The following is a 16,408-nucleotide window of genomic DNA, read 5'->3' on the forward strand; positions in this document are numbered from 1 at the left end:
AGGGCAAACAGCAAAGCCCAACGTCCGCGCCGAGAGGCGCAAATCAGCACCGCAACACGAAAAGCAAAACAGCAGCCGCAGGCAAAAAACCAACCCTTACTGACTTAAATAAACAAACTTCCCACCCTTAATCGTCCCCATCACACTAGCCCGCTGATCCAGCCCAACGTGATCCTTCGCACTCGTGCTAACCACCCCATTCGGCACGACAAGCTCATGCGCATGCTCGAGCTCATCCCGCAAAGCGACGCGAAACGCCACGGTCCCAGGCTGCGCCGTCTTCAACGCACGCGCCACGGCATCCTGTAACCGCGGATAAACACCCGCCGCATCGCCGGCAAACTGCGTCACCGTACCGGCACCATATCGCGCCTCGTAGGCATCGACAAAAGCAAGCGCTGCCTTCTTCGCCGGATGATCGGCGGGCAAAGTGCGCGCGACCACGACCGGCTGCGTCGGGAACAACGTGCCCTCGACGTCCTTACCGCCCAGCTTGATGAACTCCGGCGTCGCGATGCCATGCGTCTGGTAGATCGGCCCCTTGAAGCCGCGCTCGACCAGCGTGCGCTGCGGCAGCACGGTCGGCGTGCCTGCGCCCGCGATCAGTACCGCGTCCGGCTTCGCAGCCATCAGCTTCAGCACCTGCCCGGTTACGCTCGCGTCGGTGCGGTTGAAACGCTCGGACGCGACGACCTGGATGTGCCGCAGCGTCGCGAACTTCGTGAACTCGTTCAGCCAGCTGTCGCCATAGCTGTCCGCGAAGCCGATGAAGCCGACCGTCTTCACGTTGTGATTCGCCATGTAGCGCGTCATCACATCGGCCATCGCGCTGTCGGTCTGCGCCATCTTGTACGCCCACACGCGCTTGCCTTCCTGCGGCTCGACGACGCTCGCCGAGCCAATCAGCGTGATCATCGGCGTCTGGTTCTCAGCGATCGGATCGAGCGCGGCCAGCGCGGCCGGCGTGATGTTCGGGCCGACGATCACGTCGACGTGGTCTTCATTGATCAGCTTGCGGATGTTCTTCACCGCGTTGCCCGGGTCCGAGCCGTCGTCGAGGATCAGGTACTGCGCGTTCTGGCCAGCGATCGTCTTCGGCCACATCAGCATCGCGTTCTTGCTCGTGATGCCGATCGTGGCCGCGGGGCCGGTGCTCGACAGGTCGATGCCGACTTTCAGGTCGGCCTGCGCGGTGGTCGCGATCAGTAGCGCGCCGACGGCGGCGAGGCAGCGCAGGGTTTTCTTATGGTCCATCCGGGTCTCCGTAGCGGTCGATGCGGTCAAGAATATCGGGTCAATAATGTCGATAACGGCCGATGCATGGGCGCTACGCAAGGGCAAGCGGCACGACGCCGCTCATCTGCGCGCGGCCTGCGCAAGCAGCGCGGTCAATCAAAGCTCGTAGGTTTCGTGCTCGCCCTTCAACGCCTGCTCGATCAGCTTGCGGTTCAGCCCCGGCGACAGCAGCTCGACGAGCGTGTACACGTAGCTGCGCAGGTAGGCGCCGTGCTTCAGCGCGACGCGCGTCACGTTGCTGCCGAACAGGTGGCCGACCGGCAGCGCGCGCAGATGCCGGTCGCGTTCGGCGTTGAACGCGATGTCGGCCATGATGCCGACGCCGAGTCCCAGCTCGACGTAGGTCTTGATCACATCGGCGTCGATCGCCTCGAGCACGATGTCCGGGTGCAGCCCGCGCAGCCGGAACGCTTCGTTGATCTTCGTGCGGCCGGCGAACGCGTTGTCGTAGGTGATCAGCGGGTACTGCGTCAGGTCGTCGAGCGACAGCAGCTTGCGCTCGAGCAGCGGATGATCCGGCTGCATCACGGCGACGTGGTGCCACTGGAAGCACGGCAGTGACACGAGTTCCTTATAGTTGGCGATCGCCTCGGTGGCGATCGCGAGGTCGGCCTGGTCGTGGATCACCATTTCGGCCACCTGGGTTGGGCTACCTTGCAGAATCGAAAGGTGCACCTTCGGGAAGCGTTTCTTGAATTCGGCGATCGCGGCGGGCAGCGAGTAACGCGCCTGCGTATGGGTCGCGGCGATCACCAGATTGCCCTGGTCCTGCGCCGCGAAATCCTTGCCGACCCGCTTGAGGCTCTCCACTTCCAGCAGGATCCGCTCGACCGACGCGAGGATGATCCGGCCCGGTTCGGTCAGCGAACGCACGCGCTTGCCGTGGCGGGTGAAGATTTCGACGCCTAGTTCGTCCTCCAGCTCGATGATTGCCTTGGAGACCCCGGGCTGGCTCGTATACAGTGCTTTCGCCGCTTCGGTGAGGTTGAAGTTCTGCCGGACGGCCTCGCGGACGAAGCGGAACTGGTGCAGGTTCATTTATAACCTCTCCGCATATAAAAAGAATTTTTTAGTCGTTTGAAATATAAAGCGAGTTTATTACGATTACCCCAACTTTTCCAATATGGTTATCTGTTTTTGTCATTAGCAAATGAGCGATCGGGCTGAACGATCGCTCGCGCGCGTGGCCAATCTGATATCCAGACGCGACGTAACCGGAACGCCGCGTGCCACGAGAACTGGGGTCCCCGAATGTATCAATACGATCAGTACGACCAGACCATCGTCGACGAACGCGTCGCGCAGTACCGCGACCAGGTTCGCCGCCGCCTGTCCGGCGAATTGAGCGAAGACGAGTTCCGTCCGTTGCGCCTGCAGAACGGCCTGTACATGCAGCGCCACGCGTACATGCACCGCATCGCGATTCCGTACGGCAACCTGCGCAGCGACCAGATGCGCATGCTCGGGCGCATCGCGCGCGAGCACGACCGCGGCTACGGCCACTTCTCGACACGTTCGAACATCCAGTACAACTGGATCAAGCTCGAAGAAACGCCCGATCTGCTCGAGAAGCTCGCGTCCGTGCAGATGCACGGCATCCAGACGTCGGGCAACTGCATCCGCAACATCACCGCCGACCAGTTCGCGGGCGTCGCGCCCGACGAGGTCGTCGATCCGCGTCCGTGGGCTGAAATCCTGCGCCAGTGGTCGACGTTCCATCCGGAATTCGCGTGGCTGCCGCGCAAGTTCAAGATCGCGGTGTCCGGTTCGAAAGAAGACCGCGCGGCCGTGCAGATCCACGATCTCGGCGTCTATCTGAAGAAGAACGCGGACGGCGAAGTCGTCGCGAGCATTCTGGCCGGCGGCGGCATGGGCCGCACGCCGATCATCGGCGCGATCATCCGCGAGGATCTGCCCTGGCAGCATCTGCTCACGTACTGCGAAGCCGTGCTGCGCGTGTACAACCGTTATGGCCGCCGCGACAACATGTACAAGGCGCGCATCAAGATTCTCGTGAAGGCGCTGAGCCCCGAGAAGTTCTCGCAGCAGGTCGAGGAAGAATGGCAGCACCTGAAGGACGGCCCGTCGACGCTGACGCAGGCGGAAGTCGAGCGCGTGTCGCAGTACTTCCAGCCGCCACAGTATGAGAAGCTGCCGGATACCGACGCGACTTTCGAGAAGCATCTGCTCGAGAACCGCGGGTTCGCGCGCTGGGTCGAGCGTAACGTGCGGCCGCACAAGGTGTCGGGCTATGCATCGGTGACGCTGTCGTTGAAGCCGACGACCATCGCCCCCGGCGACGCAACCGATACGCAGATGGAAGCGGTCGCCGACTGGGCCGATCAATACTCGCTCGGCGAGATCCGCGTGTCGCACGAGCAGAACCTGATTCTCGCGAACGTGAAGAAGCGTGATCTGTTCGATCTGTGGGAAAAGGCGAAGACGCAAGGTTTCGCGACGGCGAACATCGGTTTGCTGACCGACATCATCGCGTGCCCGGGCGGCGACTTCTGCTCGCTCGCGAATGCGAAGTCGATTCCGATCGCGCTCGCCATCCAGGAGCGTTTCAACGATCTCGACTACGTGTACGACCTCGGTGACGTATCGCTGAACATCTCGGGCTGCATCAACGCGTGCGGTCACCATCACGTCGGTAACATCGGCGTGCTTGGCGTCGATAAGGACGGTTCCGAGTGGTACCAGGTGACGCTCGGCGGCGAGCAGGGCAATGGCGCGACCGGTGCGCATCTTGGCCGCGTGATCGGGCCGTCGTTCTCGGCGGAAGAGATGCCGGACGTGGTGTCGAAAGTGATCGACACCTTCGTCGAACATCGTACCGACGGCGAGCGCTTCATCGACACGTACAACCGCATCGGCCTCGCGCCGTTCAAGGATCGGGTGTACGCATCGCGTCAGCCGGCTCACGCGTAACCCGGATAAAGGAAACAGGCAGATGGCTTCGATTATCAGGAATCGCACGATCGTCGACGACGACTGGACCGTGGTGCGCGCGGCCGAAGACGGCACGTTGCCCGCCGTTGACGCGTTGCCGGAAGGCAAGATCGTGGTGCCGCTCACGCTGTGGCAGTCCTCGCGTGACGCGCTCGCCGCGACGCGCAGCGCCGCCGAACTTGGCGTGTGGCTCGCACCCGACAGCGAACCGGCGGACATCGCCAACGACTTCGACCAGGTTGCGCTGATCGCGATCGACTTCCCGAAGTTTCTCGACGGCCGCGGCTACAGCATCGCGCGGCTGCTGCGCGAACGCTACGGCTACAAGGGCGAACTGCGCGCGATCGGTGACGTGCTGCGCGACCAGTTGACCTTCATGTACCGCTGCGGCTTCGATTCATACGCGGTGCGCGCAGATAAAGACATCCGCGACGCGCTGAATGCGTTCGACGATTTCAGCGTGCAGTACCAGGGCGCGGTGGACAACCCGTCGCCGCTGTTCCGCCGTCGCGACGCAGCGGCGAAGGCGGTCGCATGAGCGCCGTTACTTCTTCAGTCGAGCTTGACGTGGAACTCGCCGCGAAGGTCGAACGGCTCGATGCGCTGCTCGACTCGATCGCCGCACACCATACCAGCGTGAAGCTCGCGAGCAGCCTCGCCGCGGAGGACATGCTGCTGACCCACGCGATCCTGTCGCGTAGCGTGAAGATCGGCATCTTCTCGCTGAACACCGGTCGTCTGCATGCGGAAACGCTCGGCATGCTTGATCGCGTGAAAGAGCGCTACGGCTATGACATCGAGCAGTTTCATCCGCAGCAGGACGCGATCGACGAATACGTCGCGCAGCATGGGCTGAACGCGTTTTATGAGAGCATCGATCTGCGCAAGCGCTGCTGCGAGATCCGCAAGGTCGAGCCGCTCAATCGCGCGCTCGCCGGCGTCAGCGCGTGGGTGACGGGCCAGCGCCGTGAACAGTCGGTAACCCGCGCGGAACTGCACGAAGAAGAGCAAGATGGCGCACGCGGTATCGCGAAGTTCAATCCGCTCGCGGACTGGACCGAGGCAGACGTGTGGGCGTATCTGAAGGCGTTCGATGTGCCGGTCAATCCGCTGCATGCGCGCGGCTATCCGAGCATCGGCTGCGAGCCGTGTACCCGCGCGATCCGTCCCGGCGAGGACAGCCGTGCCGGCCGCTGGTGGTGGGAGTCGCGCGACATGAAGGAATGCGGGTTGCACATCACGACGATTCCGATCGCGGTCGACAACGGACATGCATCCGCCTGATGCGCAGGCCGCACAGCAGAAAACCTGATTATTTCCCGCGCGGTGGCCAAAAGCCGCAGCGCGAACCGACGAAGGACCTGAACATGAGCACGACGCTCGATTCCACTGTGACTGCAACGACTGCCGGCGCGCCGAACCGGATGGATCATCTCGACTGGCTCGAAGCCGAGTCGATTCACATCCTGCGCGAACTGGTCGCCGAATGCAGCAAGCCCGCGCTGCTGTTTTCGGGCGGCAAGGACTCGGTGGTCGTGCTGCATCTCGCACTGAAGGCGTTTGGCCTCGGCGCGAATCGCAAGACCTCGCTGCCGTTCCCGCTCGTCCACATCGACACGGGTCACAACTACGACGAAGTGATCGACTTCCGCGATCGCCGCGCGCAGGAGATCGGCGCGGAGCTGGTGGTCGGCCACGTCGAGGATTCGATCAAGCGCGGTACCGTGCGTCTGCGCCGCGAGACCGATTCGCGCAACGCCGTGCAGGCCATCACGCTGCTCGAGACGATTGCCGAACACGGCTATACCGCGATGATCGGCGGCGCGCGCCGCGATGAAGAAAAGGCCCGCGCGAAGGAGCGCATCTTCTCGTTCCGCGACGAATTCGGTCAGTGGGATCCGAAGGCGCAACGCCCGGAACTGTGGAGTCTCTTCAACGCGCGGCTGCATCAGGGCGAACATCTGCGCGTGTTCCCGATCTCGAACTGGACCGAACTCGATGTGTGGCAGTACATCGCGCGCGAGAAGCTCGAACTGCCGTCGATCTACTACGCGCATCAACGCGAGATCGTGCGCCGCAACGGCCTGCTGGTGCCGGTGACGCCGCTCACGCCGATCCACGACGGCGAGACGAGCGAAACCACGCTGGTGCGCTTCCGCACGGTGGGCGACATCAGCTGCACGTGCCCGGTGGAAAGCGACGCGGACGATCTCGAGAAGATCATCGCCGAAACGGCCGTGACCGAAATCACGGAACGCGGCGCGACGCGGATGGACGACCAGACGTCGGAAGCCGCGATGGAACAGCGCAAGAAGCAGGGTTATTTTTAAGGCAATCATGAGCATTCATCAACCGGAAGACCTTGGCGTGCTGCGTTTCATTACCGCGGGCAGCGTCGACGACGGCAAGAGCACGCTGATCGGCCGTCTGCTGTACGACAGCAAGGCGGTTCTGTCCGACCAGCTGTCGGCACTGTCGCGCGCGAAGAACAAGCGCACCGTCGGTGATGAGATCGACCTGTCGCTGCTGACCGACGGCCTCGAAGCCGAACGCGAGCAAGGCATCACGATCGACGTCGCGTACCGCTACTTCGCGACCGCGAAGCGCAAGTTCATCATCGCCGACACGCCGGGTCACGAGCAGTACACGCGCAACATGGTGACGGGTGCATCGACCGCGCATGCGGCGATCATTCTCGTCGACGCGACGCGCGTGACGTTCGAGAACGGCGTCGCGCAACTGCTGCCGCAGACCAAGCGGCATAGCGCGATCGTCAAGCTGCTCGGGCTGCAGCACGCGATCGTCGCGATCAACAAGATGGATCTGGTCGACTACAGCGAAGCGCGTTTCAACGAGATCCGCGACGCGTACGTCGAACTCGCGCGCCAGCTCGGTCTCGCCGACGTGCGCTTCGTGCCGGTGTCGGCGCTGAAGGGCGACAACATCGTCACCGCGAGCGAACGGATGCCGTGGTACGCGGGCGAGCCGCTGCTCGACCTGCTGGAAACCTTGCCGGTCGAACTTCCGGTCGGCCAGACGCTGCGTTTCCCGGTGCAATGGGTCGCGCGTCAGGACGGCAGCCAGGCGGACGATTTCCGCGGCTACATGGGCCGTGTCGAAGCGGGCGAAGTGAAGACCGGCGATACGATCGTCGTGTTGCCGGCGAACCGCGAAGCAACGGTCGCCGAGATCATCGCGCCGGTGCCTGGCGGCACTGAGCAGGTCGAGCGCGCGTTCGCGGGGCAGACGGTGACGATCCGCCTCGCGGAGGATGTCGACGTATCGCGCGGCGATACGTTCGTGCTTCGCGGCGCATCGCCGGGGGGGGCAACTGAAGCGATACCGCAGCCGGCGAAGAAGCTCGAAGCCGACCTGTGCTGGTTCGACGAGACGCCTCTGTCGACGCAGCGCAAGTATCTGCTGAAGCAGACCACGAGCACGGTGTTCGCACGGATCGGCGCGATCGGCAAGGTGCTCGACGTGCATACGCTGTCGCACGCGGTGGACCGCAACGACCTCGCGATGAACGACATTGGCCGCGTGTCGGTAACGCTGCAAAAGCCGCTCGTGTGCGATACGTACGACGCGAATCAGGCGACGGGCGCATTCGTGCTGATCGACGAGGCGACGCATCACACGGTCGCTGCCGGCATGATTCGTGCATTTTCCGCGTGAGTGTGGCTGAGCGCGATTGAGCGTCGCGCATGAACGGACGAACGGGACTGAAACACAATGGGTAAGGTGTATCTGATCGGTGCAGGGCCTGGCGCAGCGGATCTCATCACGGTGCGTGGGGCACGCCTGCTGGGCACCGCTGACGTGGTGCTGCACGACGCCCTCGTCGAGCCGGTGATGCTCGACTACGCGCCTGACGCGCGCAAGATCGCGGTTGGCAAGCGTTGCGGTCAGCGCTCGACCGCGCAGCACTTCATCAACAAGCAGATCGTCGATGCCGCGCTCGAACACGGCGTCGTGGTGCGGCTCAAGGGCGGCGATCCGATGCTGTTCGGCCGCGCTGATGAAGAAATGCGGGCACTCGAAGCCGCGGGTATCGATTACGAGGTTGTGCCGGGCATCACGGCCGCGCTCGCCGGCGCGGCGACGCTACGCCGTTCGCTGACGTTGCGTGGTGTCGCGCGCAGCGTCGCGCTCGCGACGTACAGTCGCGCGCCCGACAGCGAAGCGATCCGCGAGCAGGTCAATGCCGATTCGCTGGTGTTCTACATGGGGCGCGACAGCGCGCCGGAGATCGCGCGTCAGTTGATCGAGGCGGGGCGTCCTGCAACGACGCCGGTGGCGATTGTCGAGGCGTGTAGCACACCGCGCGAACGCACGCTGACGTTGACGCTCAAAGGACTCGCCGATGGCGACGCGCAGACGTGGCTCGATCCTGCGCAGCCTAGTCTGCTGATGATCGGGGAAGCGTTTGCGTCACGTGTCGCCGCGACGGATACCGAAGGAAAGGGCGGGATGCTGGACGCAGCCTGAATTCAGGTTCGGGTCCACCAGAAAAAACGCGCCGGCATGCCGGCGCGTTTTGTTTTGTGCTTACGAACGCCATGCGTTCATCAGTCAGCGGGAGACGAGGACCCGGCAATCTGCCGTAGACAGTAATCGGCGACGGCGTCGAGCACGCCGTCGTCTTCGCCGGCTGCGATTGCGCAATGGATCGTCACGCCCGGATGCGCGACACGGCACGCGTCGATAAGCGCCGGCAGATCGCGCCGTACGTGGCCACCCTGGCCGAAGAAAACCGGCACCACGGTGATTGCGGCACAGCCGGCCGCGACTTGCTCTGCGACGGCCGTGGGCAGATCTGGCGACATCAGTTCGAGAAACGCGAGCGCAACCGGACCAGCCGTGCCGTGCGCATCGCGCAGCTTCACGGCGAGACGCTCGAACGGCTCCGCCCAGCGCCCATCGCGCGCTCCGTGGCCGAACAGGACGATGCCGTGCACGCTCATCGTGTCGCTCCTAATGCCGGTCGACCCACTTCAACCCGACGAGCCCGAGCACCAGATAGACCAACCCCGGCGTCGCCGCGGTGATCGGCGCGGGCCACGTGTTCAGCGTGCCGATGTGCGAGAACAGCGTATTGAACAGCTGGAAGCTCATCCCGAGCATGATCCCGCCGAACACCTTCACGCCGACCACACCCGCGCGCGTATGCAGGTACGCGAACGGCAGCGACAGCACCAGCATCACGAACACGGCGAACGGATACAGCAGCTTGCGCCACAGTGCGATCTCGTAGCGCTGCGAGTCCTGATGGTTCTCGGTCAGATGCTGGATGTAGCGGAACAGGTTGAACATCGACATCCGTTCCGGTGACACGAGCAGCACCGACAGGATCTGTGGCGTCAGTTCGGAGCGCAGCGAGTATTCAGGCAGTGTGGTCTGGGTCGCGCGATACACCGGATTCAGCGCGTCGGTGGGTTGCGAACGCGACGGGCCGACGTCGAGCAGTTGCGTATCGGTGACGTCGGTCAGCAGCCAGTGGCCGGGCGGCTGGTACTTGCCGCTCTTCGCGATGCGCACGTTCGACAGGCGGAATTTCGCATCGAATTCGTAGATCCGCACATCGCTGATCGTCGCGTCCGGCTGCAGCTTGCCGACGTTGACGAAGCGCGTGACCTGCTCGCCGTCCGCGCGCGCGGTCAGCGTGTCTTTCACCCACACGCCCGATTCGAAGTTGCTCGACACCGACGACCCGAGTGCTTCGAGCCGCACGCGTTCAGACAGCTGGTCGGTGTACGGGCCGACCACTTCGCCGATCAGATACGTGACGATCACGATCGGAATGCCGATTTTCAGCAGCGAGCGCAGCGCCTGGTTGGTCGCGAGGCCGGACACGCGGAAGATCGTGTATTCGGAGTTCGCGGCCATCTGCGCGAACACGTAGATCGCGCTGATCAGCGCGGCGACCGGGATGATCTCGTAGAAGCGCGACGGCGTCTGCAGCGCGACGCGCAGCACGGCGTAGCCGAACTTGTAGTTGCCGTGGCCGACCGAGTTCAGTTCGTTGATCAGGTCGAAAAAGAAGAACAGACCCGAAAACGCGAACAGGATGAAGACGAACGTGAGGTAGATCTGCCGCGCGAAGTACCGTTCATAGATGCGCATCGGTCACGCTCCCTGCGACGAACGACGAAACATCGCCCGCGAAAACAGCGGCCGGTTGCGCACGCGCAACCAGAAGATGAACACGACGACACCCGCCACGATGATATGCAGACCGAGGAGTCCGACGACGAACGACATCTTGCCCTGCTCGATCCACGACTGGATGACGTTCAGCAGGTTCGAATAGGTCAGATAGATCAGCACCGCCATCACGAGGTTGATCGTGCGGCCGCGGCGTGGGTTCTGGTGCGCGAGCGGGATCGCGAGCAGCATCAGGTTGATCGCGATCAGTGGCAGGCCCGCGCGCCATGCAAATTCGGCGAGATTGTCGCGGGTGGGATTGCGCAGCAGATCGAGGGTCGGCGTGCCGGTGGTGGTCGGTGTGTTGATGACCGGCTGGCTCTGGATCTTCACGCCATAGCGCTCGAATTCCATGATGCGAAAATCCGGATGGCCCGGCTCGCCGTCGTAGCGTCGGCCGTTCTCGAGCACGACGAAGCGGTCGCCGTTCTTCTGCGTTTCCGTGTGGCCCGTTTTCGATACGACGACGTTGACCTTGCCGCCTTCGGTACTGGTGACGAACACGTTCTCGACGCGCGCCTGGTCCGGCGACATTTTTTCGATGAAGAACACGCGATGGCTCGTCGCCGATTCGCGGAACTGGCCCGGTGCGAGCAGCGAGACTTCGTCGCGCTGCTGGAAGCGTGCGCGGATCAGCTTGTTCTGCTGGTTCGACCACGGCCAGCCGACGAACACGAAGAACATGATGAGGATCACGATCGGCGTCGCGAACAGGCCGATCGGCTTGATGAAACGCGTGAGGCTCACGCCCGACGCGAGCCACACGACCATCTCGGAGTCGCGGTACCAGCGCGTGAGCACGAACAGGATCGACACGAACAGCGTGGCGACCAGCATGATCGCGAGGTAACCGATCACGGTGAGGCCGATCAGCACCAGCACGTCGCGCGGATCGATCTCGCCGGACGCCGCGAAGCCGACGATGCGGATCATCATCGTCGTCAGCACTAGCGTGAGCAGAACCATGAACACGGCACCAGCCGTGTACGCGAGTTCGCGCTGGAGGGAGCGTTCAAAGATCATTGTTGATGGCAAGAGGGCGTGCGTTGGATCGCGCCTGTCGCGCTATCCATGCAGCCGCCGCGGGAAAAATAGCGGATAATTGCGGCTTTCATCCTAAGCCCAGATTTTATCCGAGGACAAGCGCGATGGACTTTAGCATAAAAGCCTGTGATTGGAGCAAAGGCTCGTCAACCGGGTTCCCGACCGGCAAATCCGATTGCATCGTGATCGGTGTGTTCGAATCGCAGACGCTGTCGGGTGCCGCGCTGGAAATCGATGCGGCCACGAAGGGGCTGCTCACGCGCATCATCAAGGCCGGCGACATGGACGGCAAGAGCGGCACGACGCTGTTCCTGCACGAAGTATCGGGCATCGGCGCATCGCGCGTGCTGCTGGTCGGTCTCGGCAAGCAGGACAAGTTTACCCAGAAGGCCTACGCCGACGCGGCCCGCGCCGCATGGCGCGCGGTCCTCGGCACGAAGGTTGCGCAGGTCGCGTTCACGCTCGCGCAGCTGCCGGTGCTCGAGCGCTCGGGCGATTGGGCCGTGCGCGCCGCGATCCTCGCACTGCGCGAACAGACGTACCGCTTCACGCAGATGAAGAGCAAGCCGGACAACAGCCCGCGCGCGTTAAAGCGCGTCGTGTTCAGCGTCGACACCGCCGACGAGAAAGCCGCGAAGGTGGCCGCGAAGCAGGGCGCCGCGCTCGCGAACGGCATGGACCTGACCCGCGACCTCGGCAATCTGCCGGCCAACGTGTGCACGCCCACCTATCTCGCGAATACCGCGAAGAAGCTCGCGAAAGACTGGAAGCTGAAGGTCGACGTGCTCGGCCAGAAGCAGCTCGAAGCGCTGAAGATGGGCTCGTTCCTGTCGGTCACGCGCGGCTCGGTCGAACCGCCGCAGTTCATCGTGCTGCAGTACCAGGGGGCGGCCGCGAAGGCGGCGCCGGTCGTGCTGGTCGGCAAGGGCATCACGTTCGATACCGGCGGCATCTCGCTGAAGCCGGGTGAGGGCATGGACGAGATGAAGTACGACATGTGCGGCGCGGGCTCGGTGCTCGGCACGCTGCGCGCGGTCGCCGAGATGGGGCTGAAGATCAATGTCGTCGGCATCATCCCGACCTGCGAGAACATGCCGGCCGGCAATGCAACGAAGCCGGGCGACATCGTCACCAGCATGTCGGGTCTGACGATCGAAGTGCTGAACACCGACGCCGAAGGCCGCCTGATCCTGTGCGACGCGCTCACCTACGCGGAGCGCTTCAAGCCGGCCGCGGTGATCGACATCGCGACGCTGACGGGCGCCTGCATCATTGCGCTCGGCCACCACAACAGCGGCCTGTTCTCGAAGGACGATGCGCTGGCGGGCGAACTGCTCGATGCGTCGAAGGAAGCGTCCGACCCGGCATGGCGTCTGCCGCTCGACGACGAATATCACGAGCAGTTGAAGTCGAACTTCGCCGATCTCGCGAACATCGGCGGGCGGCCGGCGGGCAGTGTGACGGCCGCGTGCTTCCTGTCGCGCTTCACCGAAGCGTACCCGTGGGCGCACCTCGACATCGCGGGTACCGCGTGGAAGAGCGGCGCCGCGAAGGGTGCGACGGGGCGTCCGGTGCCGCTGCTCGCGCAGTTCCTGATCGACCGCTCGGCGTAATCGCGTCATGACGCTGCGCAGCAAGAGCGGCGGGGCGCAGGCCCTGCCGCAATACGCACGATCGGCACGATCCGCACGATGACGCGGATCGATTTCCACACGAACGTCGGCGACGCGCTGCTGTACGCGTGCCGTCTCGCGCGCAAGGCGTATCAGGCCGGCCAGCCGACTATCGTGCTGGCCGAACCGCCGCGGCTGCGCGCCTTCGACGGGATGCTGTGGACGTTCTCCGCACTCGACTTCGTGCCGCACTGCATGGCGGGCATGGCGATCGCCGCGCAGACGCCGATCGTGTTGACGTCGAATCTCGACGATGCGCCGCATCATCAGGTGCTGCTCAATCTGGGCGCGGAGGTGCCGGCGCAGTTCGCACGCTTCGAGCGCCTGCTGGAGATCGTCGGCAATGCGCCCGATGAACTCGCGTCCGGTCGCGACCGCTATCGCTTCTACCGCGATCGCGGCTATGCTTTGAACAACTACAAGCAGGGCGACTGAGTTTTCCGGTTGTGCGGCGGTTGCATGGCGGTCGTGCTGAGATGCCTGATGCCCGCTAACGGTTCGATCCTTCGACGGAGTGTTCCCGTGTCCGATTCCTACGACAGTTCGATCCCGGTGCTGAACGATGTGCTCGTGCAGGGCAACCCCGAGCATGCGCGAGCAGCAACGTATCCCACATTTGCAGAATCCGGGCCGCCCGGCCTCGATCCCCGCATGGATCCCGGCGCGCCGGCGCCCACCGATCTGCGCGGCTACGACCCTGAAATACTTGCCGAGCGGCTGCGCGGCCGCTTTGCGAACTATCTGACGGGAGAAGGGCGCAGCATCGTCGAAGCGCGCTGTCGCGACGCGCTGCACGACCACACGACATGGCTCGTGAACCACATCACGCGTGAAGTCGCGCTGGCGCTCGAAACGGAAATGACCGGCTGGGTGCGCGAGGCGATGAGGGAAGAGATGGCGCGCCGCGCGCCGGAGCATTGAGCGGCTCGTATCGTTCGAGCCGCTGCTCGATGTAGATATCGATTACTTCAGCGTCAGGATCCACGCGGCAAGGCTTGCGGCCTGATCCGGTGTGAGCTGCGTGTTGGCCGGCATCGGCACCGGTCCCCACACGCCGACACTCCCTTCGATGATCTTGTGCCCGAGGTACGCGGCCGCATCGTTGCGGCCCGCGTATTTCGCCGCGACGTCGTGCAGCGCAGGTCCCATGAATTGACGCGTCACCGAGTGGCAGCTCATGCAGTTCTGCTGCTGCGCGAGCGCGAGACCGCCGGCGGTCGCTTCGGCATGTGCGGCACCGGTCGCGAATGCGCTGGCCAGCGCCACGGCTGCATACGTCTTCGATCTCATTTTTCTGGTCTCCGCCGGACGGACGTCCAGCTTGTGGTGTGCGCATCAGGTGCCCGCATTGGGTGTCCGCATTATAAGAGCAAAGAAGAAGTGGTTCAGGGGTCGATGGGCTGGTGCGCGCGGCAATGAAAAAGGGCACACGATTCATCGTGTGCCCTTGTCGAGCGGTTGCCCAGGCCCGCGTGTGCGAGCGTGCGCTCAAGCTCAGACTCAGCCTGTTATCGCGCCCTTGTTCGCCGGCAGCGTGAGCGCCGCGTACTTCGCGAGCACGCCGCGCGTGTAGCGGGGCTTCGGTTGCTGCCATGCGGCGCGGCGGCGGGCGAGTTCGGCGTCGTCGACGTTCAGCTCGAGCAGCAGCTTGTGTGCATCGATCGTGATCGAATCGCCTTCGTGCACGAACGCGATCGTGCCGCCGTCGAACGCTTCCGGCGCGACGTGGCCGACCACCATGCCCCACGTGCCCCCCGAGAAGCGGCCATCGGTGATAAAGCCCACCGATTCGCCAAGCCCCTTGCCGATGATCGCCGACGTCGGTGCGAGCATTTCCGGCATGCCGGGGCCTCCACGCGGGCCGAGGTAGCGTAGCACGAGAATGTCGCCGGCCTTGATCCTGTCGCTCAGGATCGCGTCCATCGCGCTCTGCTCATCGTCGAACACGCGCGCCGGGCCCGTGATGACCGGGTTCTTCAGGCCGGTGATCTTCGCCACCGCGCCTTCGGTCGCGAGGTTGCCCTTCAGGATCGCGAGGTGGCCTTCTTTGTACAGCGCCTGTTCGATCGGGAAGATCACCTTCTGGTCGGCGCGCGGTACCGACGGCACGTCCTTCAGTTCCTCGGCGATCGTCTTGCCGGTAATCGTCACGCAGTCGCCATGCAGCAGTCCGGCGTCGAGCAGGAGCTTCAGCACCTGTGGAATGCCACCGGCCTTGTGCAGATCGGTCGCGACGTACTGACCCGACGGCTTCAGGTTGCAGATCACCGGCACGCGCTTGCGGATGCGCTCGAAGTCGTCGATCGTCCATTCGATTTCGGCCGCGTGCGCGATCGCGAGATAGTGCAGCACCGCGTTCGTCGAGCCGCCCGTCGCCATGATCAGCGCCACGGCGTTCTCGATCGACTTCTTCGTGATGATGTCGCGCGGCTTCAGGTCCTGCTTCACTGCCTCGACGAGCACGCGTGCCGAGGCGGCCGCCGAGCCGACCTTTTCGTCGTCCGGGTTCGCCATCGTCGACGAGTACATCAACGACATGCCAAGCGCCTCGAACGACGAACTCATCGTGTTCGCGGTGTACATGCCGCCGCACGAGCCCGACGACGGGCACGCGTTCTTCTCGACCCCTTCAAAATCTTCCTGCGACATCCGTCCGGCCGTGAATTCGCCGACCGCCTCGAACGACGACACGATCGTCAGATCCTTGCCCTTCCAGTTGCCCGGACGGATCGTGCCGCCGTACACGTAGATGCCCGGCACGTTGAGCCGCGACAGCGCGATCATGCCGCCCGGCATGTTCTTGTCGCAGCCGCCGATCACGACGACGCCGTCCATCCACTGGCCCTGCACGCAGGTCTCGATACAGTCGGAGATCACTTCGCGCGACACGAGCGAGTACTTCATCCCTTCGGTGCCCATCGACATCCCGTCGGAGATCGTCGGCGTGCCGAAGATCTGCGGGTTCGCGCCGGCGTCCTTGACGGCGTGGACCGCGGCGTCGGCGAGACGCTGCAGGCCGGAGTTGCACGGCGTGATGGTCGAGTGGCCGTTCGCGATGCCGATCATCGGCTTGTCGAAATCTTCTTTCTCATAGCCGAGCGCGTAATACATCGAACGGTTCGGCGAACGCGCGACGCCTTGCGTAATGTTCTTCGAACGACGGTTGTACGACATGGGGAGCTCCATCCGTTTGTTTTGATCTGTACGCCGTGCGGCAGGGCCGGCGTGTGGCGCAAGAA

The 16,408-nt window shown here is 63.8% G+C and carries 16 protein-coding genes; 9 read left to right on the forward strand and 7 right to left on the reverse strand.

The window, feature by feature from the left end; translation table 11 throughout:
* Positions 1-96: 96 nt before the first annotated feature.
* Positions 97-1,254 (reverse strand): ABC transporter substrate-binding protein, encoded by a 1,158-nt coding sequence (locus ACREXZ_RS07530; protein ID WP_431763426.1) that lies wholly within the window; start codon positions 1,252-1,254, stop codon positions 97-99.
* Between the two features lie 138 nt (positions 1,255-1,392).
* Positions 1,393-2,334 (reverse strand): CysB family HTH-type transcriptional regulator, encoded by a 942-nt coding sequence (locus tag ACREXZ_RS07535; protein ID WP_431763427.1) that lies wholly within the window; start codon positions 2,332-2,334, stop codon positions 1,393-1,395.
* Positions 2,335-2,547: 213 nt separating this feature from the next.
* On the opposite strand from ACREXZ_RS07535, the gene ACREXZ_RS07540 reads away from it, so the two are divergent.
* The 6 genes from ACREXZ_RS07540 (at position 2,548) to cobA (ending at position 8,736) form a co-directional block, all read left to right on the forward strand.
* On the forward strand, positions 2,548-4,227 hold the full coding sequence (locus ACREXZ_RS07540; protein WP_431763428.1) for a nitrite/sulfite reductase: 1,680 nt from the start codon (positions 2,548-2,550) through the stop codon (positions 4,225-4,227).
* Positions 4,228-4,249: 22 nt separating this feature from the next.
* Positions 4,250-4,786 (forward strand): DUF934 domain-containing protein, encoded by a 537-nt coding sequence (locus tag ACREXZ_RS07545; RefSeq protein ID WP_431763429.1) that lies wholly within the window; start codon positions 4,250-4,252, stop codon positions 4,784-4,786.
* On the forward strand, positions 4,783-5,532 hold the full coding sequence (locus ACREXZ_RS07550) for a phosphoadenylyl-sulfate reductase (protein WP_431763430.1): 750 nt from the start codon (positions 4,783-4,785) through the stop codon (positions 5,530-5,532). Before ACREXZ_RS07545 ends, ACREXZ_RS07550 begins: the two co-directional genes overlap by 4 nt.
* 83 nt (positions 5,533-5,615) lie before the next feature.
* Positions 5,616-6,578 carry a sulfate adenylyltransferase subunit CysD gene (gene cysD, locus ACREXZ_RS07555; protein WP_431763431.1) on the forward strand — a complete coding sequence of 321 codons (963 nt, stop codon included), beginning with the start codon at positions 5,616-5,618 and terminating at the stop codon, positions 6,576-6,578.
* Between the two features lie 4 nt (positions 6,579-6,582).
* Positions 6,583-7,923, forward strand: a complete 1,341-nt coding sequence (locus tag ACREXZ_RS07560) for a sulfate adenylyltransferase subunit 1 (protein ID WP_431763678.1) — start codon at positions 6,583-6,585, stop codon at positions 7,921-7,923.
* Positions 7,924-7,980: 57 nt separating this feature from the next.
* On the forward strand, positions 7,981-8,736 hold the full coding sequence (gene cobA / locus ACREXZ_RS07565) for a uroporphyrinogen-III C-methyltransferase (RefSeq protein ID WP_431763432.1): 756 nt from the start codon (positions 7,981-7,983) through the stop codon (positions 8,734-8,736).
* 80 nt (positions 8,737-8,816) lie between these two features.
* Here the strand turns inward: cobA and ACREXZ_RS07570 are convergent, their stop codons facing one another.
* The 3 genes from ACREXZ_RS07570 to lptF are packed head-to-tail and all read right to left on the reverse strand — an operon-like array spanning position 8,817 to position 11,475.
* The gene (locus tag ACREXZ_RS07570; protein ID WP_431763433.1) at positions 8,817-9,212 is read right to left on the reverse strand and encodes a sirohydrochlorin chelatase; all 396 of its coding nucleotides are present in this window, start codon (positions 9,210-9,212) and stop codon (positions 8,817-8,819) included.
* A 10-nt stretch (positions 9,213-9,222) separates the two neighbouring features.
* Positions 9,223-10,371, reverse strand: coding sequence for an LPS export ABC transporter permease LptG (gene lptG / locus ACREXZ_RS07575; RefSeq protein ID WP_431763434.1), 1,149 nt, complete (start codon positions 10,369-10,371; stop codon positions 9,223-9,225).
* 3 nt (positions 10,372-10,374) lie between these two features.
* Positions 10,375-11,475 (reverse strand): LPS export ABC transporter permease LptF, encoded by a 1,101-nt coding sequence (lptF, locus tag ACREXZ_RS07580; RefSeq protein ID WP_431763435.1) that lies wholly within the window; start codon positions 11,473-11,475, stop codon positions 10,375-10,377.
* A 125-nt stretch (positions 11,476-11,600) separates the two neighbouring features.
* On the opposite strand from lptF, the gene ACREXZ_RS07585 reads away from it, so the two are divergent.
* The 3 genes from ACREXZ_RS07585 (at position 11,601) to ACREXZ_RS07595 (ending at position 14,090) form a co-directional block, all read left to right on the forward strand.
* A complete protein-coding gene (locus tag ACREXZ_RS07585) occupies positions 11,601-13,109 on the forward strand; it encodes a leucyl aminopeptidase (RefSeq protein WP_431763436.1) in 1,509 nt (502 codons plus the stop codon).
* A gap of 78 nt (positions 13,110-13,187) precedes the next feature.
* Complete coding sequence (locus ACREXZ_RS07590) at positions 13,188-13,604, forward strand: DNA polymerase III subunit chi (RefSeq protein WP_431763437.1); 417 nt, start codon at positions 13,188-13,190, stop codon at positions 13,602-13,604.
* 87 nt (positions 13,605-13,691) lie between these two features.
* Positions 13,692-14,090: a DUF2486 family protein gene (locus ACREXZ_RS07595; RefSeq protein ID WP_431763438.1), complete on the forward strand. Its 399-nt coding sequence runs from the start codon at positions 13,692-13,694 to the stop codon at positions 14,088-14,090.
* A 42-nt stretch (positions 14,091-14,132) separates the two neighbouring features.
* On the opposite strand, the gene ACREXZ_RS07600 is transcribed toward ACREXZ_RS07595, so the two are convergent.
* Both ACREXZ_RS07600 and ilvD read right to left on the reverse strand, forming a co-directional pair.
* Positions 14,133-14,459 (reverse strand): c-type cytochrome, encoded by a 327-nt coding sequence (locus ACREXZ_RS07600; RefSeq protein ID WP_431763439.1) that lies wholly within the window; start codon positions 14,457-14,459, stop codon positions 14,133-14,135.
* A 210-nt stretch (positions 14,460-14,669) separates the two neighbouring features.
* Positions 14,670-16,343 carry a dihydroxy-acid dehydratase gene (ilvD, locus tag ACREXZ_RS07605; protein WP_431763440.1) on the reverse strand — a complete coding sequence of 558 codons (1,674 nt, stop codon included), beginning with the start codon at positions 16,341-16,343 and terminating at the stop codon, positions 14,670-14,672.
* Positions 16,344-16,408: the final 65 nt, after the last annotated feature.

This window comes from Paraburkholderia sp., assembly GCF_050742655.1.
Lineage (GTDB): Bacteria > Pseudomonadota > Gammaproteobacteria > Burkholderiales > Burkholderiaceae > Paraburkholderia.

Excerpts from the sequence above, each read along its gene's own strand:
- ACREXZ_RS07530 (WP_431763426.1), bottom strand. The coding sequence starts at position 1,254 with ATGGACCATAAGAAAACCCTGCGCTGCCTCGCCGCCGTCGGCGCGCTA.
- ACREXZ_RS07535 (WP_431763427.1), bottom strand. The coding sequence starts at position 2,334 with ATGAACCTGCACCAGTTCCGCTTCGTCCGCGAGGCCGTCCGGCAGAAC.
- ACREXZ_RS07540 (WP_431763428.1), top strand. The coding sequence starts at position 2,548 with ATGTATCAATACGATCAGTACGACCAGACCATCGTCGACGAACGCGTC.
- ACREXZ_RS07545 (WP_431763429.1), top strand. The coding sequence starts at position 4,250 with ATGGCTTCGATTATCAGGAATCGCACGATCGTCGACGACGACTGGACC.
- ACREXZ_RS07550 (WP_431763430.1), top strand. The coding sequence starts at position 4,783 with ATGAGCGCCGTTACTTCTTCAGTCGAGCTTGACGTGGAACTCGCCGCG.
- cysD (WP_431763431.1), top strand. The coding sequence starts at position 5,616 with ATGAGCACGACGCTCGATTCCACTGTGACTGCAACGACTGCCGGCGCG.
- cobA (WP_431763432.1), top strand. The coding sequence starts at position 7,981 with ATGGGTAAGGTGTATCTGATCGGTGCAGGGCCTGGCGCAGCGGATCTC.
- ACREXZ_RS07570 (WP_431763433.1), bottom strand. The coding sequence starts at position 9,212 with ATGAGCGTGCACGGCATCGTCCTGTTCGGCCACGGAGCGCGCGATGGG.
- lptG (WP_431763434.1), bottom strand. The coding sequence starts at position 10,371 with ATGCGCATCTATGAACGGTACTTCGCGCGGCAGATCTACCTCACGTTC.
- lptF (WP_431763435.1), bottom strand. The coding sequence starts at position 11,475 with ATGATCTTTGAACGCTCCCTCCAGCGCGAACTCGCGTACACGGCTGGT.
- ACREXZ_RS07585 (WP_431763436.1), top strand. The coding sequence starts at position 11,601 with ATGGACTTTAGCATAAAAGCCTGTGATTGGAGCAAAGGCTCGTCAACC.
- ACREXZ_RS07590 (WP_431763437.1), top strand. The coding sequence starts at position 13,188 with ATGACGCGGATCGATTTCCACACGAACGTCGGCGACGCGCTGCTGTAC.
- ACREXZ_RS07600 (WP_431763439.1), bottom strand. The coding sequence starts at position 14,459 with ATGAGATCGAAGACGTATGCAGCCGTGGCGCTGGCCAGCGCATTCGCG.
- ilvD (WP_431763440.1), bottom strand. The coding sequence starts at position 16,343 with ATGTCGTACAACCGTCGTTCGAAGAACATTACGCAAGGCGTCGCGCGT.